This window comes from Burkholderia sp. AU45251, from assembly GCF_030482905.1.
In the GTDB taxonomy this organism is placed as follows: Bacteria; Pseudomonadota; Gammaproteobacteria; order Burkholderiales; family Burkholderiaceae; genus Burkholderia; species Burkholderia aenigmatica.
The window spans coordinates 153294-167601 of record NZ_JAUJQH010000010.1 but is presented as its reverse complement, the minus strand read 5'-3'; the positions used below and the strand labels follow the sequence as shown (position 1 = coordinate 167601).

The 14308-nt window shown below is 65.0% G+C and carries 10 protein-coding genes and 1 tRNA gene; 2 read left to right on the top strand and 9 right to left on the bottom strand.

Annotated features, from left to right (window positions below; all coding sequences use genetic code 11):
- Window positions 1-24: 24 nt before the first annotated feature.
- On the top strand, window positions 25-1491 hold the full coding sequence (locus QZM67_RS20985; protein ID WP_301806307.1) for a PLP-dependent aminotransferase family protein: 1467 nt from the start codon (window positions 25-27) through the stop codon (window positions 1489-1491).
- Window positions 1492-1513: 22 nt separating this feature from the next.
- On the opposite strand, the gene QZM67_RS20980 is transcribed toward QZM67_RS20985, so the two are convergent.
- From QZM67_RS20980 to QZM67_RS20950, 7 genes are all read right to left on the bottom strand, one after another.
- A complete protein-coding gene (locus QZM67_RS20980; protein ID WP_043177752.1) occupies window positions 1514-3064 on the bottom strand; it encodes a phospholipase D family protein in 1551 nt (516 codons plus the stop codon).
- Between the two features lie 259 nt (window positions 3065-3323).
- Window positions 3324-3399 (bottom strand) — tRNA-Ile (locus QZM67_RS20975).
- A gap of 129 nt (window positions 3400-3528) precedes the next feature.
- A complete protein-coding gene (gene rpoD, locus QZM67_RS20970) occupies window positions 3529-5946 on the bottom strand; it encodes an RNA polymerase sigma factor RpoD (protein WP_175022994.1) in 2418 nt (805 codons plus the stop codon).
- Window positions 5947-6034: 88 nt separating this feature from the next.
- Window positions 6035-7912, bottom strand: coding sequence for a DNA primase (gene dnaG / locus QZM67_RS20965; RefSeq protein ID WP_089453413.1), 1878 nt, complete (start codon window positions 7910-7912; stop codon window positions 6035-6037).
- Window positions 7913-7983: 71 nt separating this feature from the next.
- Window positions 7984-8430, bottom strand: coding sequence for a GatB/YqeY domain-containing protein (locus tag QZM67_RS20960; RefSeq protein WP_043177763.1), 447 nt, complete (start codon window positions 8428-8430; stop codon window positions 7984-7986).
- A 201-nt stretch (window positions 8431-8631) separates the two neighbouring features.
- Window positions 8632-8844, bottom strand: a complete 213-nt coding sequence (gene rpsU / locus QZM67_RS20955) for a 30S ribosomal protein S21 (protein ID WP_006479415.1) — start codon at window positions 8842-8844, stop codon at window positions 8632-8634.
- Between the two features lie 107 nt (window positions 8845-8951).
- On the bottom strand, window positions 8952-10172 hold the full coding sequence (locus tag QZM67_RS20950; protein ID WP_301806304.1) for an NAD(P)/FAD-dependent oxidoreductase: 1221 nt from the start codon (window positions 10170-10172) through the stop codon (window positions 8952-8954).
- 130 nt (window positions 10173-10302) lie between these two features.
- On the opposite strand from QZM67_RS20950, the gene tsaD reads away from it, so the two are divergent.
- Window positions 10303-11343: a tRNA (adenosine(37)-N6)-threonylcarbamoyltransferase complex transferase subunit TsaD gene (gene tsaD / locus QZM67_RS20945; protein WP_175840370.1), complete on the top strand. Its 1041-nt coding sequence runs from the start codon at window positions 10303-10305 to the stop codon at window positions 11341-11343.
- 91 nt (window positions 11344-11434) lie between these two features.
- On the opposite strand, the gene folE2 is transcribed toward tsaD, so the two are convergent.
- Together folE2 and dxs are read right to left on the bottom strand one after the other, a co-directional pair.
- Window positions 11435-12244 (bottom strand): GTP cyclohydrolase FolE2, encoded by an 810-nt coding sequence (folE2, locus tag QZM67_RS20940; protein ID WP_175022992.1) that lies wholly within the window; start codon window positions 12242-12244, stop codon window positions 11435-11437.
- Between the two features lie 154 nt (window positions 12245-12398).
- Window positions 12399-14303, bottom strand: coding sequence for a 1-deoxy-D-xylulose-5-phosphate synthase (gene dxs, locus QZM67_RS20935; RefSeq protein WP_175022990.1), 1905 nt, complete (start codon window positions 14301-14303; stop codon window positions 12399-12401).
- Window positions 14304-14308 lie beyond the last annotated feature (5 nt).

Below are 14308 nucleotides of genomic sequence, written 5' to 3'. Positions count from 1 at the left end.
AACGAAAAATTCTAGAACCAGCCCATGGATCTCGCGCTGCTCATCTCATCGCTTTCCAGACAGGACGGCACGACCCGACACAGCCAACAGGAAGCCCTCTACCGGAGCCTGCGCAACCTGCTGCTGGACGGACACATTCCGTCCGGCACACGGCTCGTGTCGACGCGCGTGCTCGCGGCGGAGCTGGGCATCGCGCGCAATTCGGCAGTCTATGCGTACGAGCGCCTTGCCGAAGAAGGCTTCGTGGCGGCGACGCGCAACGGCACCATCACGCTTTGGGACGGATGCGGCCGTTCGAGCGCCGGGCTCGACAGCGGCCCGGCCCCGGTTCAATTGTCCGAGCGCGTGCATGGGCTGGAGAACGCCGATCCCGAACCCGAACGCATGCTGCCGTTCGTGCCCGGCCTTCCGTCGCTCGATGAATTCCCCGTTACCCCATGGCGTCGTTGCATCGAGCGCGCATGGAAAGTCATCAAGCCTGCGCAGCTCGCCTATGGCCCGGTCGAAGGGCTGCCCGAATTGCGGCGCGCCGTGGCCGCCTATATCCGGGTCTCGCGAGGCGTACGCTGCGACACAGGCCAGGTATTCATCACCGACGGCACGCAAAGCAGCCTCGAACTATGCGCGCGCATGCTGGCGAATCCCGGTGAATTCGGCTGGCTCGAGAACCCCTGCTACAACGGCGCCCGAACCGCATTCCGGTCGACCGGCCTGGAGCTCGTGCCGATCGAGGTCGACCACGAAGGGATGGCGCCCACCGACGAACAGTGGCGCACCCGGCCGCCGCGGCTGATCTATACGACGCCATCGCATCAATACCCGCTTGGTGCGCTGATGAGCCCCCGGCGGCGTACCGCGCTCGTCGAGCACGCACGTACGTGCGGCGCGTGGATCATCGAGGACGACTACGACAGCGAGTTCCGCCACGGCGGCCAGCCGCTGCCGGCGATCCAGGGCCTGCATGCCGACGCACCGGTCTGCTATCTCGGCACCTTCAGCAAGACGATGTTTCCCGCCCTGCGGCTCGGTTTCATGGTGGTTCCGCCGGTGTTGGTCGAACGCTTCACCCGAACGCTGCGCGAACTCGTCCATCGCGGCCACTCGGCCGACCAACTGGCGATGGCCGAATTCATCGACACGGGCCTCTTTGCGCGGCACCTGCGCAAGATGCGGATGCTGTACGCCGAGCGACGAAGCAGCCTCGAAGCGGCACTCGCCCGCCACCTCGGCACCGCGCTGAGCGTTCGCGAAAGTCCGGGTGGCATGCATCTGTCGGCGGATCTCGCGATGCCGCTGCACGATACCGACGTCGCCCGCGCCGCAGCTGCGCATGGCCTGCTGCTTCAGCCGCTGAGCAGCTATCGGGTCGGCGACGGCCGGCCGTACAACGGCTTCGTGCTGGGATACGCCGGCCTGAACGACGCGACGATCGAGACCGCGACGACGCAGCTCGCGGCCGTCATCGAGCAGTTCGGCCGCACGCGCTGCTGAGCAGCGTGTACGGCATCGCCGCTCACAGTTGCGATTCGATCGGAAGCAGCCCGAGAAACCAGATTTCCATCCGCCGCGCGGCCGACACTTCCGGTTCGTGATCGAGCTCCGTGACCTTCCCGTCCGAATCGGTCTGAATCCACTTGAGCTGCCCTTTGCCCGCCGGATCGGTCCTCGGCTCGACCCGCCACGCAATTCGATCGAGCCGTCCTTCCAGATCGTTTGCCACTTGCGACGCAATCGCCGGACTCTCGCAGTACACGCCGATTTCCGTATTGAGGTTCAGCGAGCGCGGATCGAGATTCATCGACCCGATGAAAATGCTCTTGTGGTCGAACACGTAGGTCTTGGCATGCAGCGACGCGCGCGACGACCCGATGATCACCTTCTTCGAAATGCTCTTGTCGCCCGACGGCCGCCGTTCGTAAAGCCGCACGCCGGCCGCCACGAGATCGCTGCGGTATTGCCGGTAGCCCGCATGCACGGCCGCCACGTCGGTCGACGCGAGCGAGTTGGTCAGCACCGTGACACGCACGCCGCGCGCCGTAAGCGCGCGCAGCCGCTCGACGACCTCCTTGCCCGGCACGAAATACGGAGACACGATCAGCAGGTCATGTTCAGGCTGCAATGCGAGCGCCCGCAACTGCGGCATCAGGTGCCCGTCGCTGTCCTTCGGCGCGTGCGCGATCTTCGACGGATCGTCGTACAGCACCGTCGCGTGGCCCCACGACAGTTCCGTGCCCGCCCCGTGAACAATCTGGTCGAGCCGTTGCCTCGCCTCGAGTACGTACGGGTTGTCCTCCATGGTCCTCAGGTAGTCGCGCAATCGTTCACGCTCGCGGTCCAGCCCGCCCGGCGCCGCATCGTGTCCGACCAGCGCACCGATCGGATACGCGTACGGGGAATTCCAGAACGTGTCGAATTCGGTCGAGATGTTTTTCACGACCGGGCCGTGGACGACGACATCGAGATCGCCGAATTCCAGCATCGACGAAGCGCCGAAATACTCGTCGCCGATATTGCGGCCGCCGATGATCGCCGCCTGGTTGTCCGCGATCATCGCCTTGTTGTGCATGCGCCGGTTGACGCGCGAGAACTCGAACACCGTGCCGATCTTCTTGAACCGGCGCGTGGCGACCGGATTGAACAGCCGGATTTCGATGTTCGGATGCGAACTGATCTCGAGCAGCTTGCGGTCGTCCGCGTTCGTGCCGAGATCGTCGAGCAGCGCACGGACGCGCACGCCGCGATCGGCCGCGCGAATGATCGCGTCGGCCAGTTCGTGCCCGGTCAGGTCGTCGTGCCAGATGTAGTACTGAAGGTCGAGCGAGCGGTCCGCGCGATCGGCAAGCAACACGCGCGCATCCAGCGCGTCGACCGGATCGATCAACAGATGGAACGCGTCCTGCCCCGGGTGCGTACTGGCCTGCCGCTGGAACGCAACGCCCAGCCGCGTGTTGTCGGTATCGGTGTACGCGTGCGTCTGTACGCGATCGGCCTGCGGCGGCAGGCTCGCGCATGCAACGAGCGCCAGCAACGAGAGAATCGCACCCCACGAACGCAGCATGGTCATGATTGCCGTCCCACTCCCGCCGAAGTCTGTTTATTCTTGCCGCCGGATGGATCGCGGGGCTGTCTGGTTTTCCTTCGGCCGCAACCGGTGTTGCGTGTGAAACGGCCGCGCTACAGCATACTTGGATTGACAGCGGCGCGGCACTTTCTCGGTAATTTCCCGATCCGGACGCGCGTCACGCGTCCACGCAAAGAAAAACCCGCGACGCATGAAGCCATCGCGGGTTTTCGGCATGCCGCGCAATCGCGCGCATGAAATCTGGTGGGCCCGGCGGGGTTCGAACCCGCGACCAATCGATTATGAGTCGACTGCTCTAACCGCTGAGCTACAAGCCCTGATGAGAAGCAAAGCGTGTCACACGCTGCCCCGACAAAGAAGCCGGGCCGGCATTGTAACAACAAAGGGGAGAAACGCCACCGGCATCATGCAGATACCGGCGGCGTTCGCAGGAGAGACGCTGGAAATCAGTTCCCTTCGAGGAACGACTTCAGCTTGTCGGAACGGCTCGGGTGACGCAGCTTGCGCAGCGCCTTGGCCTCGATCTGACGGATCCGCTCACGCGTGACGTCGAACTGCTTGCCGACTTCCTCGAGCGTGTGATCGGTGCTCATCTCGATACCGAAACGCATCCGCAGCACCTTCGCCTCGCGCGGCGTCAGCGAATCGAGCACGTCCTTCACGACGTCGCGCATGCTTGCATGCAGCGCGGCATCCGCCGGCGCGACCGTGTTGTTGTCCTCGATGAAGTCGCCGAGATGGGAATCGTCGTCGTCACCGATCGGCGTTTCCATCGAGATCGGCTCCTTCGCGATCTTCATGATCTTGCGGATCTTGTCTTCCGGCATTTCCATCTTCTCGGCGAGCGTTGCCGGATCCGGCTCGAGACCGGTTTCCTGCAGGATCTGCCGCGAGATGCGGTTCATCTTGTTGATCGTTTCGATCATGTGAACCGGAATACGGATCGTACGCGCCTGGTCCGCGATCGAACGCGTGATGGCCTGACGGATCCACCACGTCGCATAGGTCGAGAACTTGTAGCCGCGACGGTATTCGAACTTGTCCACCGCCTTCATCAGGCCGATGTTGCCTTCCTGGATCAGGTCGAGGAACTGCAGGCCGCGGTTCGTGTACTTCTTCGCGATCGAGATCACGAGACGCAGGTTCGCCTCGGTCATTTCGCGCTTCGCCTGACGCGCCTTCAGCTCGCCGGCCGCCATCTGGCGGTTGGTTTCCTTCAGATCCTTCAGCGGCAAGACGACGCGCGCCTGCAGATCGAGTAGACGCTGCTGCTGTTCGCGGATCGCCGGAACGTTACGCGACAGCACCGCGCTGTACGAGTGACCTTCGGCCGTGACCTTCTCGGACCAGTCGAGATCCGTCTCGCTGCCGGGGAAGCGCGCGATGAATTCCGAACGCGGCATGCCGCACTTGTCGACGACGATGTGCAGGATCTGACGTTCGACCTGACGCACTTCGTCCACCTGCGCACGCAGCGTGTCGCACAGGCGTTCGACGGTACGCGCGGTGAAGCGGATCGTCATCAGTTCGGTCTGGATCGTTTCCTGCGCCTTCAGGTAGGCCTTCGACTTGTAGCCTTCCTTTTCGAACGCGCGGCGCATCTTGTCGAACCACTCGCTGATCTGCGAGAACTTGTCGAGCGAGGCGCGCTTGAGGGCTTCGAGCTGGGCGGCGTTGGCCGATGCCTGTGCAGCACCGTCATCTTCCTCCTCTTCCTCTTCTTCCTCTTCCTCTTCGGCTTCCTCGTCCTCGTTCTCGATGGCTTCCGCTTCCTTCGCGGAGAAGCCGTCGGTATCGGCGGAGTCCGAAGCATTCGGATCGAGCAGGCCGTCGACGAGCTCGTCGACGCGGATCTCTTCGTTCGCGACGCGTTCGGCCATCGCGAGGATGTCGGCGATCGTCGTCGGGCATGCGGAGATGGCCATCACCATGTGGCGCAGGCCGTCCTCGATCCGCTTCGCGATCTCGATTTCGCCTTCGCGCGTGAGCAGCTCGACCGTGCCCATTTCACGCATGTACATCCGGACCGGATCAGTCGTGCGGCCGAATTCCGAATCGACGGTGGACAGCGCAACTTCCGCTTCCTCTTCGACTTCATCGTCCGACGACGCGGCGGGCGCGTTGTCGTTCAGGAGCAGCGTTTCCGCGTCCGGCGCCTGCTCGTAGACCGCCACGCCCATGTCGTTGAACGTACCGATGATGCCTTCGAGGGCTTCGGTCTCGGTGAAGTTGTCCGGCAGGTGGTCGTTGATTTCGGCGTACGTCAGGAAGCCGCGCTCCTTGCCGAGCTTGATCAGCGCGCGCAGTTTCACGCGGCGCTCTTCGAGCTCCTCGGCCGTACCCGGCGTGCTCGTCGCGAACGCTTCCTTCAGCAGCGCCTTTTCCTTGGCACGACGATCGCGCACCTTGGACTTGCCCGGAGCAGCCACGGCTGCGGGCTGCTCGTCGCTCTGACTTGCGTTGTCATCGACGGATACTTCGTTCAGCTTTTTGGTCATGGAGTTCGCCGTACCGGCTATATCGACTCGCGGCTGCTGGACGACAGCCGGTTGAACCGTGGGTGCATGAGTAGTACGTACTGCCGTTTCGTCCGCGGCGGCAGTCGTGTCCCTTGCGCTTTTCGCACTTGCCCGCTTCGCCGCCGGCTTGGCCGGCCCGGAGTCGGGTCTGGCGGCAGCCCGTGTTCTGGCTGCCTGCGCCGGCGCAGCTTGAGCAGTGCCGGCCGCGGTTTTCTTTCCTGCTGGGGCTGACGTGGCTGAAGACGTTGTCCTGGTGGAAGAAGCAGACTTGGCCGCTGTGACCTTCTTGGTCGGCTCCGTCGAGCCCTTGCCTGCTGCTTTCTTTCCGCCTGTCGTCTTTGCCATCGCGATTCTCGCCTCTGCTTAGAAAACAAACCGCTGGAAACCTTATATTATAGCACGCTGGGGAGCCCTCTCTAAGCTCTCCGGCCGCCTACAGCCCGAGCCGACGCTTCATGTCGGTTCGCTGCTGGTTCAATTCCGTCAATTCGGCCAATTCCTCGGGTGTGAAGGTGGATTGCCGCGCCAGCCTGTCAAGCCGGTCGCAGCAGGCGTCGTAACGCATCTTGAGTACCGCCGCCTGCAGTTCCTCCCCCGCGATCCGTTCCTGTTCACGCTGCCGCTCGGGCACCGTCTCGTCTTCCGGATTCTGTAACAGCAAGTCGCGGACGTTTTCATCATAGTCCAGAATTTCGCGGAAGATTTCCTCGTAAGTCGCTCCATTCGAGGACGTCCGCAGGACATCCGACAGCAGCCGGAACTCCGCGCCGTCGCCCAGCGCGCGCGCGTGATCGACAACTTCCGCGAACAGTTCGCCGATGCGCGGCAACGCGCGCAGGGTCGCGAGTTGCTCGTCGTCGAGCTGCGTCGCGATGCGCGGATGCATCACCAGCGTGCGCAACGCACGCTTTTCGCTGTCCGTCACGCGGCGCCGCTCGCTGCGCGGGGGCGCCTGGCGCGGCGGTGCCGCGATCCGCGTATCGACGTCGGACAGCCCCGCGACCTCTTCGAACGGGATGTCGAGGCGATCGGCGAACATGTGCATGATCTGCGCGCGCAACGCGTTCGCGGGCAGCGCCTGCAACAGCGGCTTCGCGTCGAACAGCGCCTTCGCGCGGCCTTCCGGCTGGTCGAGCGCCTTGCCGGAAATTGCTTCGTTCAGCAGAAATTGTGACAGCGGCATCGCGCGCTCGACCTGCTCGGAGAACGCCGCCTCGCCGAACTCGCGTACATAGCTGTCCGGATCGTGCTCGGCCGGCAGAAAAAGGAACCGAATCGTGCGGTTGTCGCCCGCATGCGGCAGGCAGGCCTCGAGCGCACGCCGGGCCGCCCGCCGCCCGGCCGAATCGCCGTCGAAACTGAAAATGACCGTATCGGTCTGGCGCAGCAGCTTCTGCACGTGAATCGGCGTGCACGCGGTGCCGAGCGTCGCGACCGCATTCGGGAACCCGAGCTGCGCGAGCGCGACGACGTCCATGTAGCCTTCGACGACCAGCACGTACTTGCGCTCGCGAATCGCGAGCCGCGCCTCGAACAGGCCGTACAGCTCGCTGCCCTTGTTGAACAGCGGGGTTTCGGGCGAGTTCAGGTACTTCGGCTCGCCGCTGCCGAGCACGCGGCCGCCGAAGCCGATCACCTGGCCCTTCACGTTGCGGATCGGGAACATGATCCGCTCGCGGAACCGGTCGTAGCGGCGCGCGACGCCCTGCGCATCGGTCTTCTCGCTGACGATCACGAGCCCCGACTCGACGAGCGACTCGTCGCGATAGTCCGGGAACGCGGCTTCGAGGTTCTGCCAGCCGTCCGGCGCATAGCCGAGCCCGAAGCGCGCGGCGATCTCGCCGGTCAGGCCCCGGTTCTTCAGGTACTGGATCGCGACGGTCGCGCCGCGCAACTGCTTGCGGTAGTAGTCGCACGCGGCGGTCATCGCATCGGACAACGCGGTCGCGACCGATTTCGACACCGGTGCCGGATAGTCGCCGCCACCGCCTCCGCCCCCACCGCCGCCACGCATCGACGGCTCGTGCGGCACGGTCAGCCCGACGGACTGCGCGAGTTCCTGCACGGCTTCGGGGAACGTAAGCCCCGCGTGCTCCATCAGGAAGCCGATCGCCGTGCCGTGCGCGCCACAACCGAAGCAGTGATAGAACTGCTTGGTCGGACTGACGGTAAACGACGGGCTCTTCTCGTTGTGGAACGGGCACAGCCCCATGAAGTTGGCGCCGCCCTTCTTGAGCTGCACGTACCGACCCACCACGTCGACGATATCGACGCGGTTCAGCAAGTCCTGCAGGAACGAATGCGGAATCACCGTGGGATCGAGCGAAAAAAAGACAATACGACACCCCGGCCCACGCACTGCGCGCGCCGGGGAAACAGGGGTTACTTCGTCAGCGCGGCCTTGACCAGCGCGGAAATCGCCGTCATGTCGGCACGGCCGGCGAGCTTGCCCTTCAGCACGCCCATCACCTTGCCCATGTCCTGCGGGCCGGCAGCGCCCGTCTGCGCGACTGCAGCCTGGACTTCGGCAGCCACTTCGGCTTCCGACAACTGCTCCGGCATATAGCCGCTCAGCACGACCAGTTCAGCCTGCTCCTTCGCGACGAGGTCGTCACGGGCGGCTGCCTGGAACTGGCTGATCGAATCCTTGCGCTGCTTGATCATCTTGTCGATCACGGCCGTGATGCCCGCGTCGTCGAGGGTGATCTGATCGTCGACTTCGCGCTGCTTGATCGCGGCCATCAGCAGGCGAATCGTTGCCAGGCGCTCGCTTTCCTTCGCGCGCATCGCGGCCTTCATGTCTTCGCTGATCTGCTCTTTCAAACTCATCTTTCACCCGGGAAGGAAACGTGAATTCGACGCCCGCGAACGGACGTCAACACAAAAACCCGCTTGGGACAGTGTCTCAAGCGGGTTGCTCGAATCCGGCATCGGCGGCTCGCCTGATCGGTCGCACGATCATGCTCGATCTTCCACGATCACACGGAGTCGCCGGTGCGCCGCTCAGCGAACCGCGCGGCGCCCAATCGTTCAGTACAGCTTCTTCGGCAGCGTCTGGCTGCGGATACGCTTGTAATGACGCTTCACTGCAGCAGCCTTCTTGCGTTTGCGCTCCGCGGTCGGCTTCTCGTAAAACTCGCGCGCTCGAAGCTCGGTCAGCAGACCGTTCTTCTCGATCGTGCGCTTGAAGCGACGCATTGCAACTTCGAACGGCTCGTTCTCTTTAACGCGAATGATCGTCATGATCCGACACGAATAAAGGTTTGCAAGGAAAGACTACCGAGTATAGCAGAGCGATTGCCTAAAGGCACGGGGCCTGGTCCCGTCAAAACGGCGCCAGCCCGGCCCCGTCAGGCGCCGCGCGAATACTCCGCCGCGGCCTGCCCGGCCGCCGTGCCGGACGCCCACGCCCACTGAAAGTTGTAGCCGCCGAGCCAGCCCGTCACGTCCACCGCCTCGCCGACGAAGAACAACCCGGGCACGCGCGTGCTCATCATCGTCGCGGACGACAGATCGCGCGTATCGACCCCGCCCTTCGTCACTTCGGCCTTCTTGTAGCCCTCGGTGCCGTTTGGCGTCAGCGTCCAGCCGGACAGCGCGTCGCCGATCTGGCGCAGCGTCTTGTCCGGCAGGTCCGCGAGCCGCGCGTCGGCCGCGACGCGATGCGTGTCGAGCCACGCATGCGCGAGGCGCGACGGCACCCAGTCCGCGAGCAGCGAACCGATCTGGCGCTTCGACGTGCGCTTCGCGTCGAGCAGGTCGGCGACCGTGTCGCGCTGCGGCAACAGATCGACGCGAATCGGGTCGCCAGGCTGCCAGTAACTCGAGATCTGCAGGATCCCAGGCCCGGACAGGCCGCGATGGGTCAGCAGCAGATCCTCGACGAATTCGCCGCCGCGCTTCTTGTCGCCGGTCGAAACGCGCACTTCGAGCGATACGCCGGACAACGCCGCGAACGGCTCCCAGTCCTGCTGCGCGAACGTCAACGGCACGAGCGCGGGACGCGTATCGATGAGCTTGTGGCCGAACTGCTTGGCCAGCCGGTAGCCGAAGTCGGTCGCGCCGATCTTCGGGATCGACAGGCCGCCGGTCGCGACGATCAGTGCGCGCGCACCGATCGTCCCCGCCTGCTGCGTGTCGAGCATGAAGCCGTCGGCCGGCGCGTGGCGCACCGCGTCGACGACGACCGGCCGGCGCCACGCAATGCCGCCCGCATCGCACTCGTGCTTCAGCACGTCGATGACCGCGTCGCTGCCGTGATCGCAAAAGAGCTGGCCCTTGTGCTTTTCGTGCCAGGTCACATGATGACGCTTGAGCAGCCCGAGGAAATCGCGCGGCGTATAGCGCGCCAGGGCCGAGCGCGCGAAATGCGGATTCGACGACAGATAGTTGTCGGGGCCGGCGTACAGGTTCGTGAAGTTGCAGCGGCCGCCGCCCGAGATGCGGATCTTCTCGGCGAGCCGCGGCGCGTGATCGATCAGCACGACGCGGCGGCCGAGCTGCCCGGCAACCGCGGCGCTCATCATCCCTGCCGCGCCCGCGCCGATCACGGCGATATCATAAGTTTCCATGGCGCGGATTGTACCTGCCCGGCATCGAGCCCGGGCCGCCGCCAGCGGGGGCAGGCCCTCGCCTGCTATAATTTCCGGTTACGTTGACCTTCCTGCGGCGCGTCCGATACGGCGCGCCCTGCCCGCACCCATGCTCGTTCTCGGCATCGAAAGCTCCTGTGACGAAACCGGCCTCGCGCTCTACGACACGCAGCGCGGCCTGCTCGCGCACGCGCTCCACTCGCAGATCGCCATGCACCGCGAGTACGGCGGCGTCGTGCCCGAGCTCGCGTCGCGCGACCACATCCGCCGCGCACTGCCGCTGCTCGAGGAAGTGATGGCGCAAAGCGGCACGCGCCGCGACGACATCGACGCGATCGCGTTCACGCAGGGCCCCGGTCTCGCCGGCGCGCTGCTGGTCGGCGCGAGCATCGCGAATGCGCTCGCGCTCGCCTGGAACAAGCCGACCGTCGGCATCCATCACCTCGAAGGCCACCTGCTGTCGCCGCTGCTCGTCGACGAGCCGCCGCCGTTCCCGTTCGTCGCGCTGCTGGTGTCCGGCGGTCACACGCAACTGATGCGCGTGACCGACGTCGGCGTGTACGAGACGCTCGGTGAGACGCTCGACGATGCGGCCGGCGAAGCATTCGACAAGACGGCGAAGCTGATCGGCCTCGGCTACCCGGGCGGCCCGGAAGTATCGAAGCTCGCCGAAACCGGCACGCCGGGCGCGGTCGTGCTGCCGCGTCCGATGCTGCATTCGGGCGACCTCGACTTCAGCTTCAGCGGCCTGAAGACGGCCGTGCTCACGCAGATGAAGAAGTTCGAAGCGGCGAAGCTGGAAGGCGAAGCGCTCGAACGCGCGAAGGCCGACCTTGCACGCGGCTTCGTCGACGCGGCCGTCGACGTGCTCGTCGCCAAGTCGCTCGCCGCGCTGAAGAAGACCAAGCTCAAGCGCCTCGTGGTCGCGGGCGGCGTCGGCGCGAACCGCCAGTTGCGCGCCGCGCTGTCGGCCGCCGCGGCCAAGCACGGTTTCGACGTGCACTACCCCGATCTTGCACTCTGCACCGACAACGGCGCGATGATCGCACTCGCGGGCGCATTGCGGCTCGGCCGCTGGCCCGAGCAGGCGAATGCCGACTACGCATTCACGGTGAAGCCGCGCTGGGATCTCGCGTCGCTCGCACGCTGAGCCGCACCGTGCGACGCAAGGTCGCACCGGCAAACAAAAAGGCCGCTCATTCGAGCGGCCTTGTTCATCGGCGTGACAAAACGCCGCGGCGTTATGCTGCCTGCCGCTTGTCGCGTTCGATCAGCGCATACGCGCTGTGATTGTGGATCGACTCGAAGTTCTCGGCTTCGAGCACGTAAGCCGCCACGCGCTCGTCCGCATCGAGACGCTGCGCGACGTCGCGCACGAGATCCTCGACGAACTTCGGATTCTCGTACGCACGCTCGGTGACGAACTTCTCGTCCGGACGCTTCAGCAGGCCCCACAGCTCGCACGATGCCTCTTCCTCAGCGATGCGGATCAGCGCCTCGACCGGCAGGTCGGCTGCGAGCTCCGCGTCGATCGTCACGTGCGAGCGCTGGTTGTGCGCGCCGTACTGCGAGATCTTCTTCGAGCACGGGCACAGGCTCGTCACCGGCACCAGCACCTTCAGGAACAGACGCGTGTCGCCGTTGCGGCTTTCGCCCGCGAGCGTCACTTCATAGTCGAGCAGGCTCTGCACGCCCGACACCGGCGCCGTCTTGTTCACGAAGTACGGGAACGTGACCTCGATGCGGCCGGCCTCGGCTTCCAGCTTCTCGAGCATCGACGCGAGCATCGTGCGAAAACGCTCGACCGTCAGCGGTGCGCGGTTCTCTTCGAGCAGCGCGACGAAACGCGACATGTGCGTGCCCTTCTGGTCGGCCGGCAGGCGGACGTCGAGGTTCCAGACACCGACGGTCGGCTGCACGTCGCCGCTTTCGGTACACACCGTCAACGGGTGCCGGACCGCCTTCACGCCCACGCGCTGAATCGGAATCTGACGGGTATCCACCGTGCTCTGCACGTCGGGCATCACGAAGGCGGGATTCATCTGGTTCATCTTGTTCAATCCTTGTAAGCCGCGCGTTCGACGACGCGCACGCCGCATCATGCGGCAGCCGGAAAAGCAACATGGGCCCGCAGGCCCATGTTTTCCGCATCAATGAAGACCGGTTGCGCCAGTCGCACCGACGCCGCCCGCGGGCGGCGCCAGCTTATGCGACGCGCTTCGCCTGACCGGCGACGTCGGCCGCCGGATTCAGAAAGCGTTCGCGAATCGATTTCGCGATACCCGCGCCGTCGAGGCCGCATTGCGACAGCAGCTTCGCGGGGTCGCCGTGATCGATGAACAGGTCAGGGAGGCCCAATTGTAGTACGGGTCGGATAACCCCACTCTCCATCAGGGCTTCCACGCAGGCCGAGCCCGCGCCACCCATCACGCAACCTTCCTCGACCGTGACGAGGTAGTCGTGCGTCTCGGCGAGTTCACGCACGAGCGCCGCATCGACCGGCTTCACGAAGCGCATGTTCGCGACGGTTGCATCGAGTTCCTCGGCTGCGGCGAGCGACGGTGCGACCATCGTGCCGAACGCGAGGATTGCGACGCGCTTGCCTTCCGGCTGCGACGTCTGGCGACGCACTTCACCCTTGCCGAGCGGGATTTCGGTGAATTCCTTCACCGTCGCCACGCCCGTGCCCGCGCCGCGCGGATAGCGCACCGCGGTCGGGTTCGGCTGCTGCAGCGCCGTGTGCAGCATCTGGCGGCATTCGTTCTCGTCGGACGCAGCCATGATCGTCATGTTCGGGATGCAGCGCATGAACGCGAGATCGTACGCGCCCGCGTGCGTCGCGCCGTCCGCGCCGACGAGGCCTGCACGGTCGATTGCAAACACGACCGGGAGGTTCTGCAGCGCGACGTCGTGGATCAGTTGATCGTAAGCACGCTGCAGGAACGTCGAGTAGATCGCGACGACGGGCTTGAGGCCTTCGGTTGCCATGCCGCCCGCGAACGTCACCGCGTGCTGCTCGGCGATGCCGACGTCGTAGTAGCGATCCTTGAAACGCTTCTCGAACTCGACCATGCCCGAACCTTCGCGCATCGCGGGCGTGATGCCGACGACGCGCGTATCGCGCTCGGCTTCATCGCACAGCCACTCGCCGAACACCTGCGTGTACGTCTTCTTCGCGGGTGCGGTCGACGGCTTGATGCCTTCGGCCGGGTTGAACTTGCCGGGACCGTGGTACAGCACGGGATCCGCTTCGGCGAGCTTGTAGCCCTGGCCTTTCTTCGTGACCACGTGCAGGAACTGCGGGCCGCGCAGTTCGCGGATGTTCTGCAGCGTCGGGATCAGCGAATCGAGATCGTGACCGTCGATCGGGCCGATGTAGTTGAAGCCGAACTCCTCGAACAGCGTGGCCGGCACGACCATGCCCTTCGCGTGCTCCTCGAGCTTGCGCGCGAGTTCGAGCACCGGCGGCGCAACGCTCAACACGCGCTCGACGCCCGCGCGCGCAGCCGCATAGAAGCGGCCCGACATCAGGCGGGCGAGATGGCGATTCAGCGCGCCGACCGGCGGCGAAATCGACATGTCGTTGTCGTTCAGGATCACGAGCAGCTTCGCATCTTCCGACACGCCTGCATTGTTCATCGCCTCGAACGCCATGCCGGCCGTCATCGCACCGTCGCCGATCACGGCGATCGAGAAGCGGTCGTCACCGTTCAACTGGCTGCCGATCGCCATGCCGAGTGCGGCCGAGATCGACGTGCTCGAGTGCGCGGTGCCGAACGTGTCGTATTCGGATTCGCTGCGGCGCGGGAAGCCCGAGATGCCGTCCTGCTGGCGCAGCGAATGCATCTGGTCGCGGCGGCCCGTCAGGATCTTGTGCGGATAGGTCTGGTGGCCCACATCCCAGACGATGCGATCGTTCGGCGTGTTGAACACGTAGTGCAACGCGATCGTCAGCTCGACCGTCCCGAGGTTGGACGACAAATGGCCGCCCGTCTTCGACACACTGTCGAGCACGAACGCGCGCAGTTCATCCGCGAGCGGTTGAAGTTGGCGACGATCGAGGCGGCGCAAATCCGCCGGGTCGTCGATGGTTTTCAGCAAGTCGTACATCGTCG

Coding starts and splice junctions, on each gene's coding strand:
- dxs (WP_175022990.1), bottom strand. CDS start 14,303: ATGTACGACTTGCTGAAAACCATCGACGACCCGGCGGATTTGCGCCGC.
- QZM67_RS20980 (WP_043177752.1), bottom strand. CDS start 3,064: ATGACCATGCTGCGTTCGTGGGGTGCGATTCTCTCGTTGCTGGCGCTC.
- QZM67_RS20985 (WP_301806307.1), top strand. CDS start 25: ATGGATCTCGCGCTGCTCATCTCATCGCTTTCCAGACAGGACGGCACG.
- folE2 (WP_175022992.1), bottom strand. CDS start 12,244: ATGAACCAGATGAATCCCGCCTTCGTGATGCCCGACGTGCAGAGCACG.
- rpsU (WP_006479415.1), bottom strand. CDS start 8,844: ATGACGATCATTCGCGTTAAAGAGAACGAGCCGTTCGAAGTTGCAATG.
- QZM67_RS20950 (WP_301806304.1), bottom strand. CDS start 10,172: ATGGAAACTTATGATATCGCCGTGATCGGCGCGGGCGCGGCAGGGATG.
- QZM67_RS20960 (WP_043177763.1), bottom strand. CDS start 8,430: ATGAGTTTGAAAGAGCAGATCAGCGAAGACATGAAGGCCGCGATGCGC.
- rpoD (WP_175022994.1), bottom strand. CDS start 5,946: ATGGCAAAGACGACAGGCGGAAAGAAAGCAGCAGGCAAGGGCTCGACG.
- tsaD (WP_175840370.1), top strand. CDS start 10,303: ATGCTCGTTCTCGGCATCGAAAGCTCCTGTGACGAAACCGGCCTCGCG.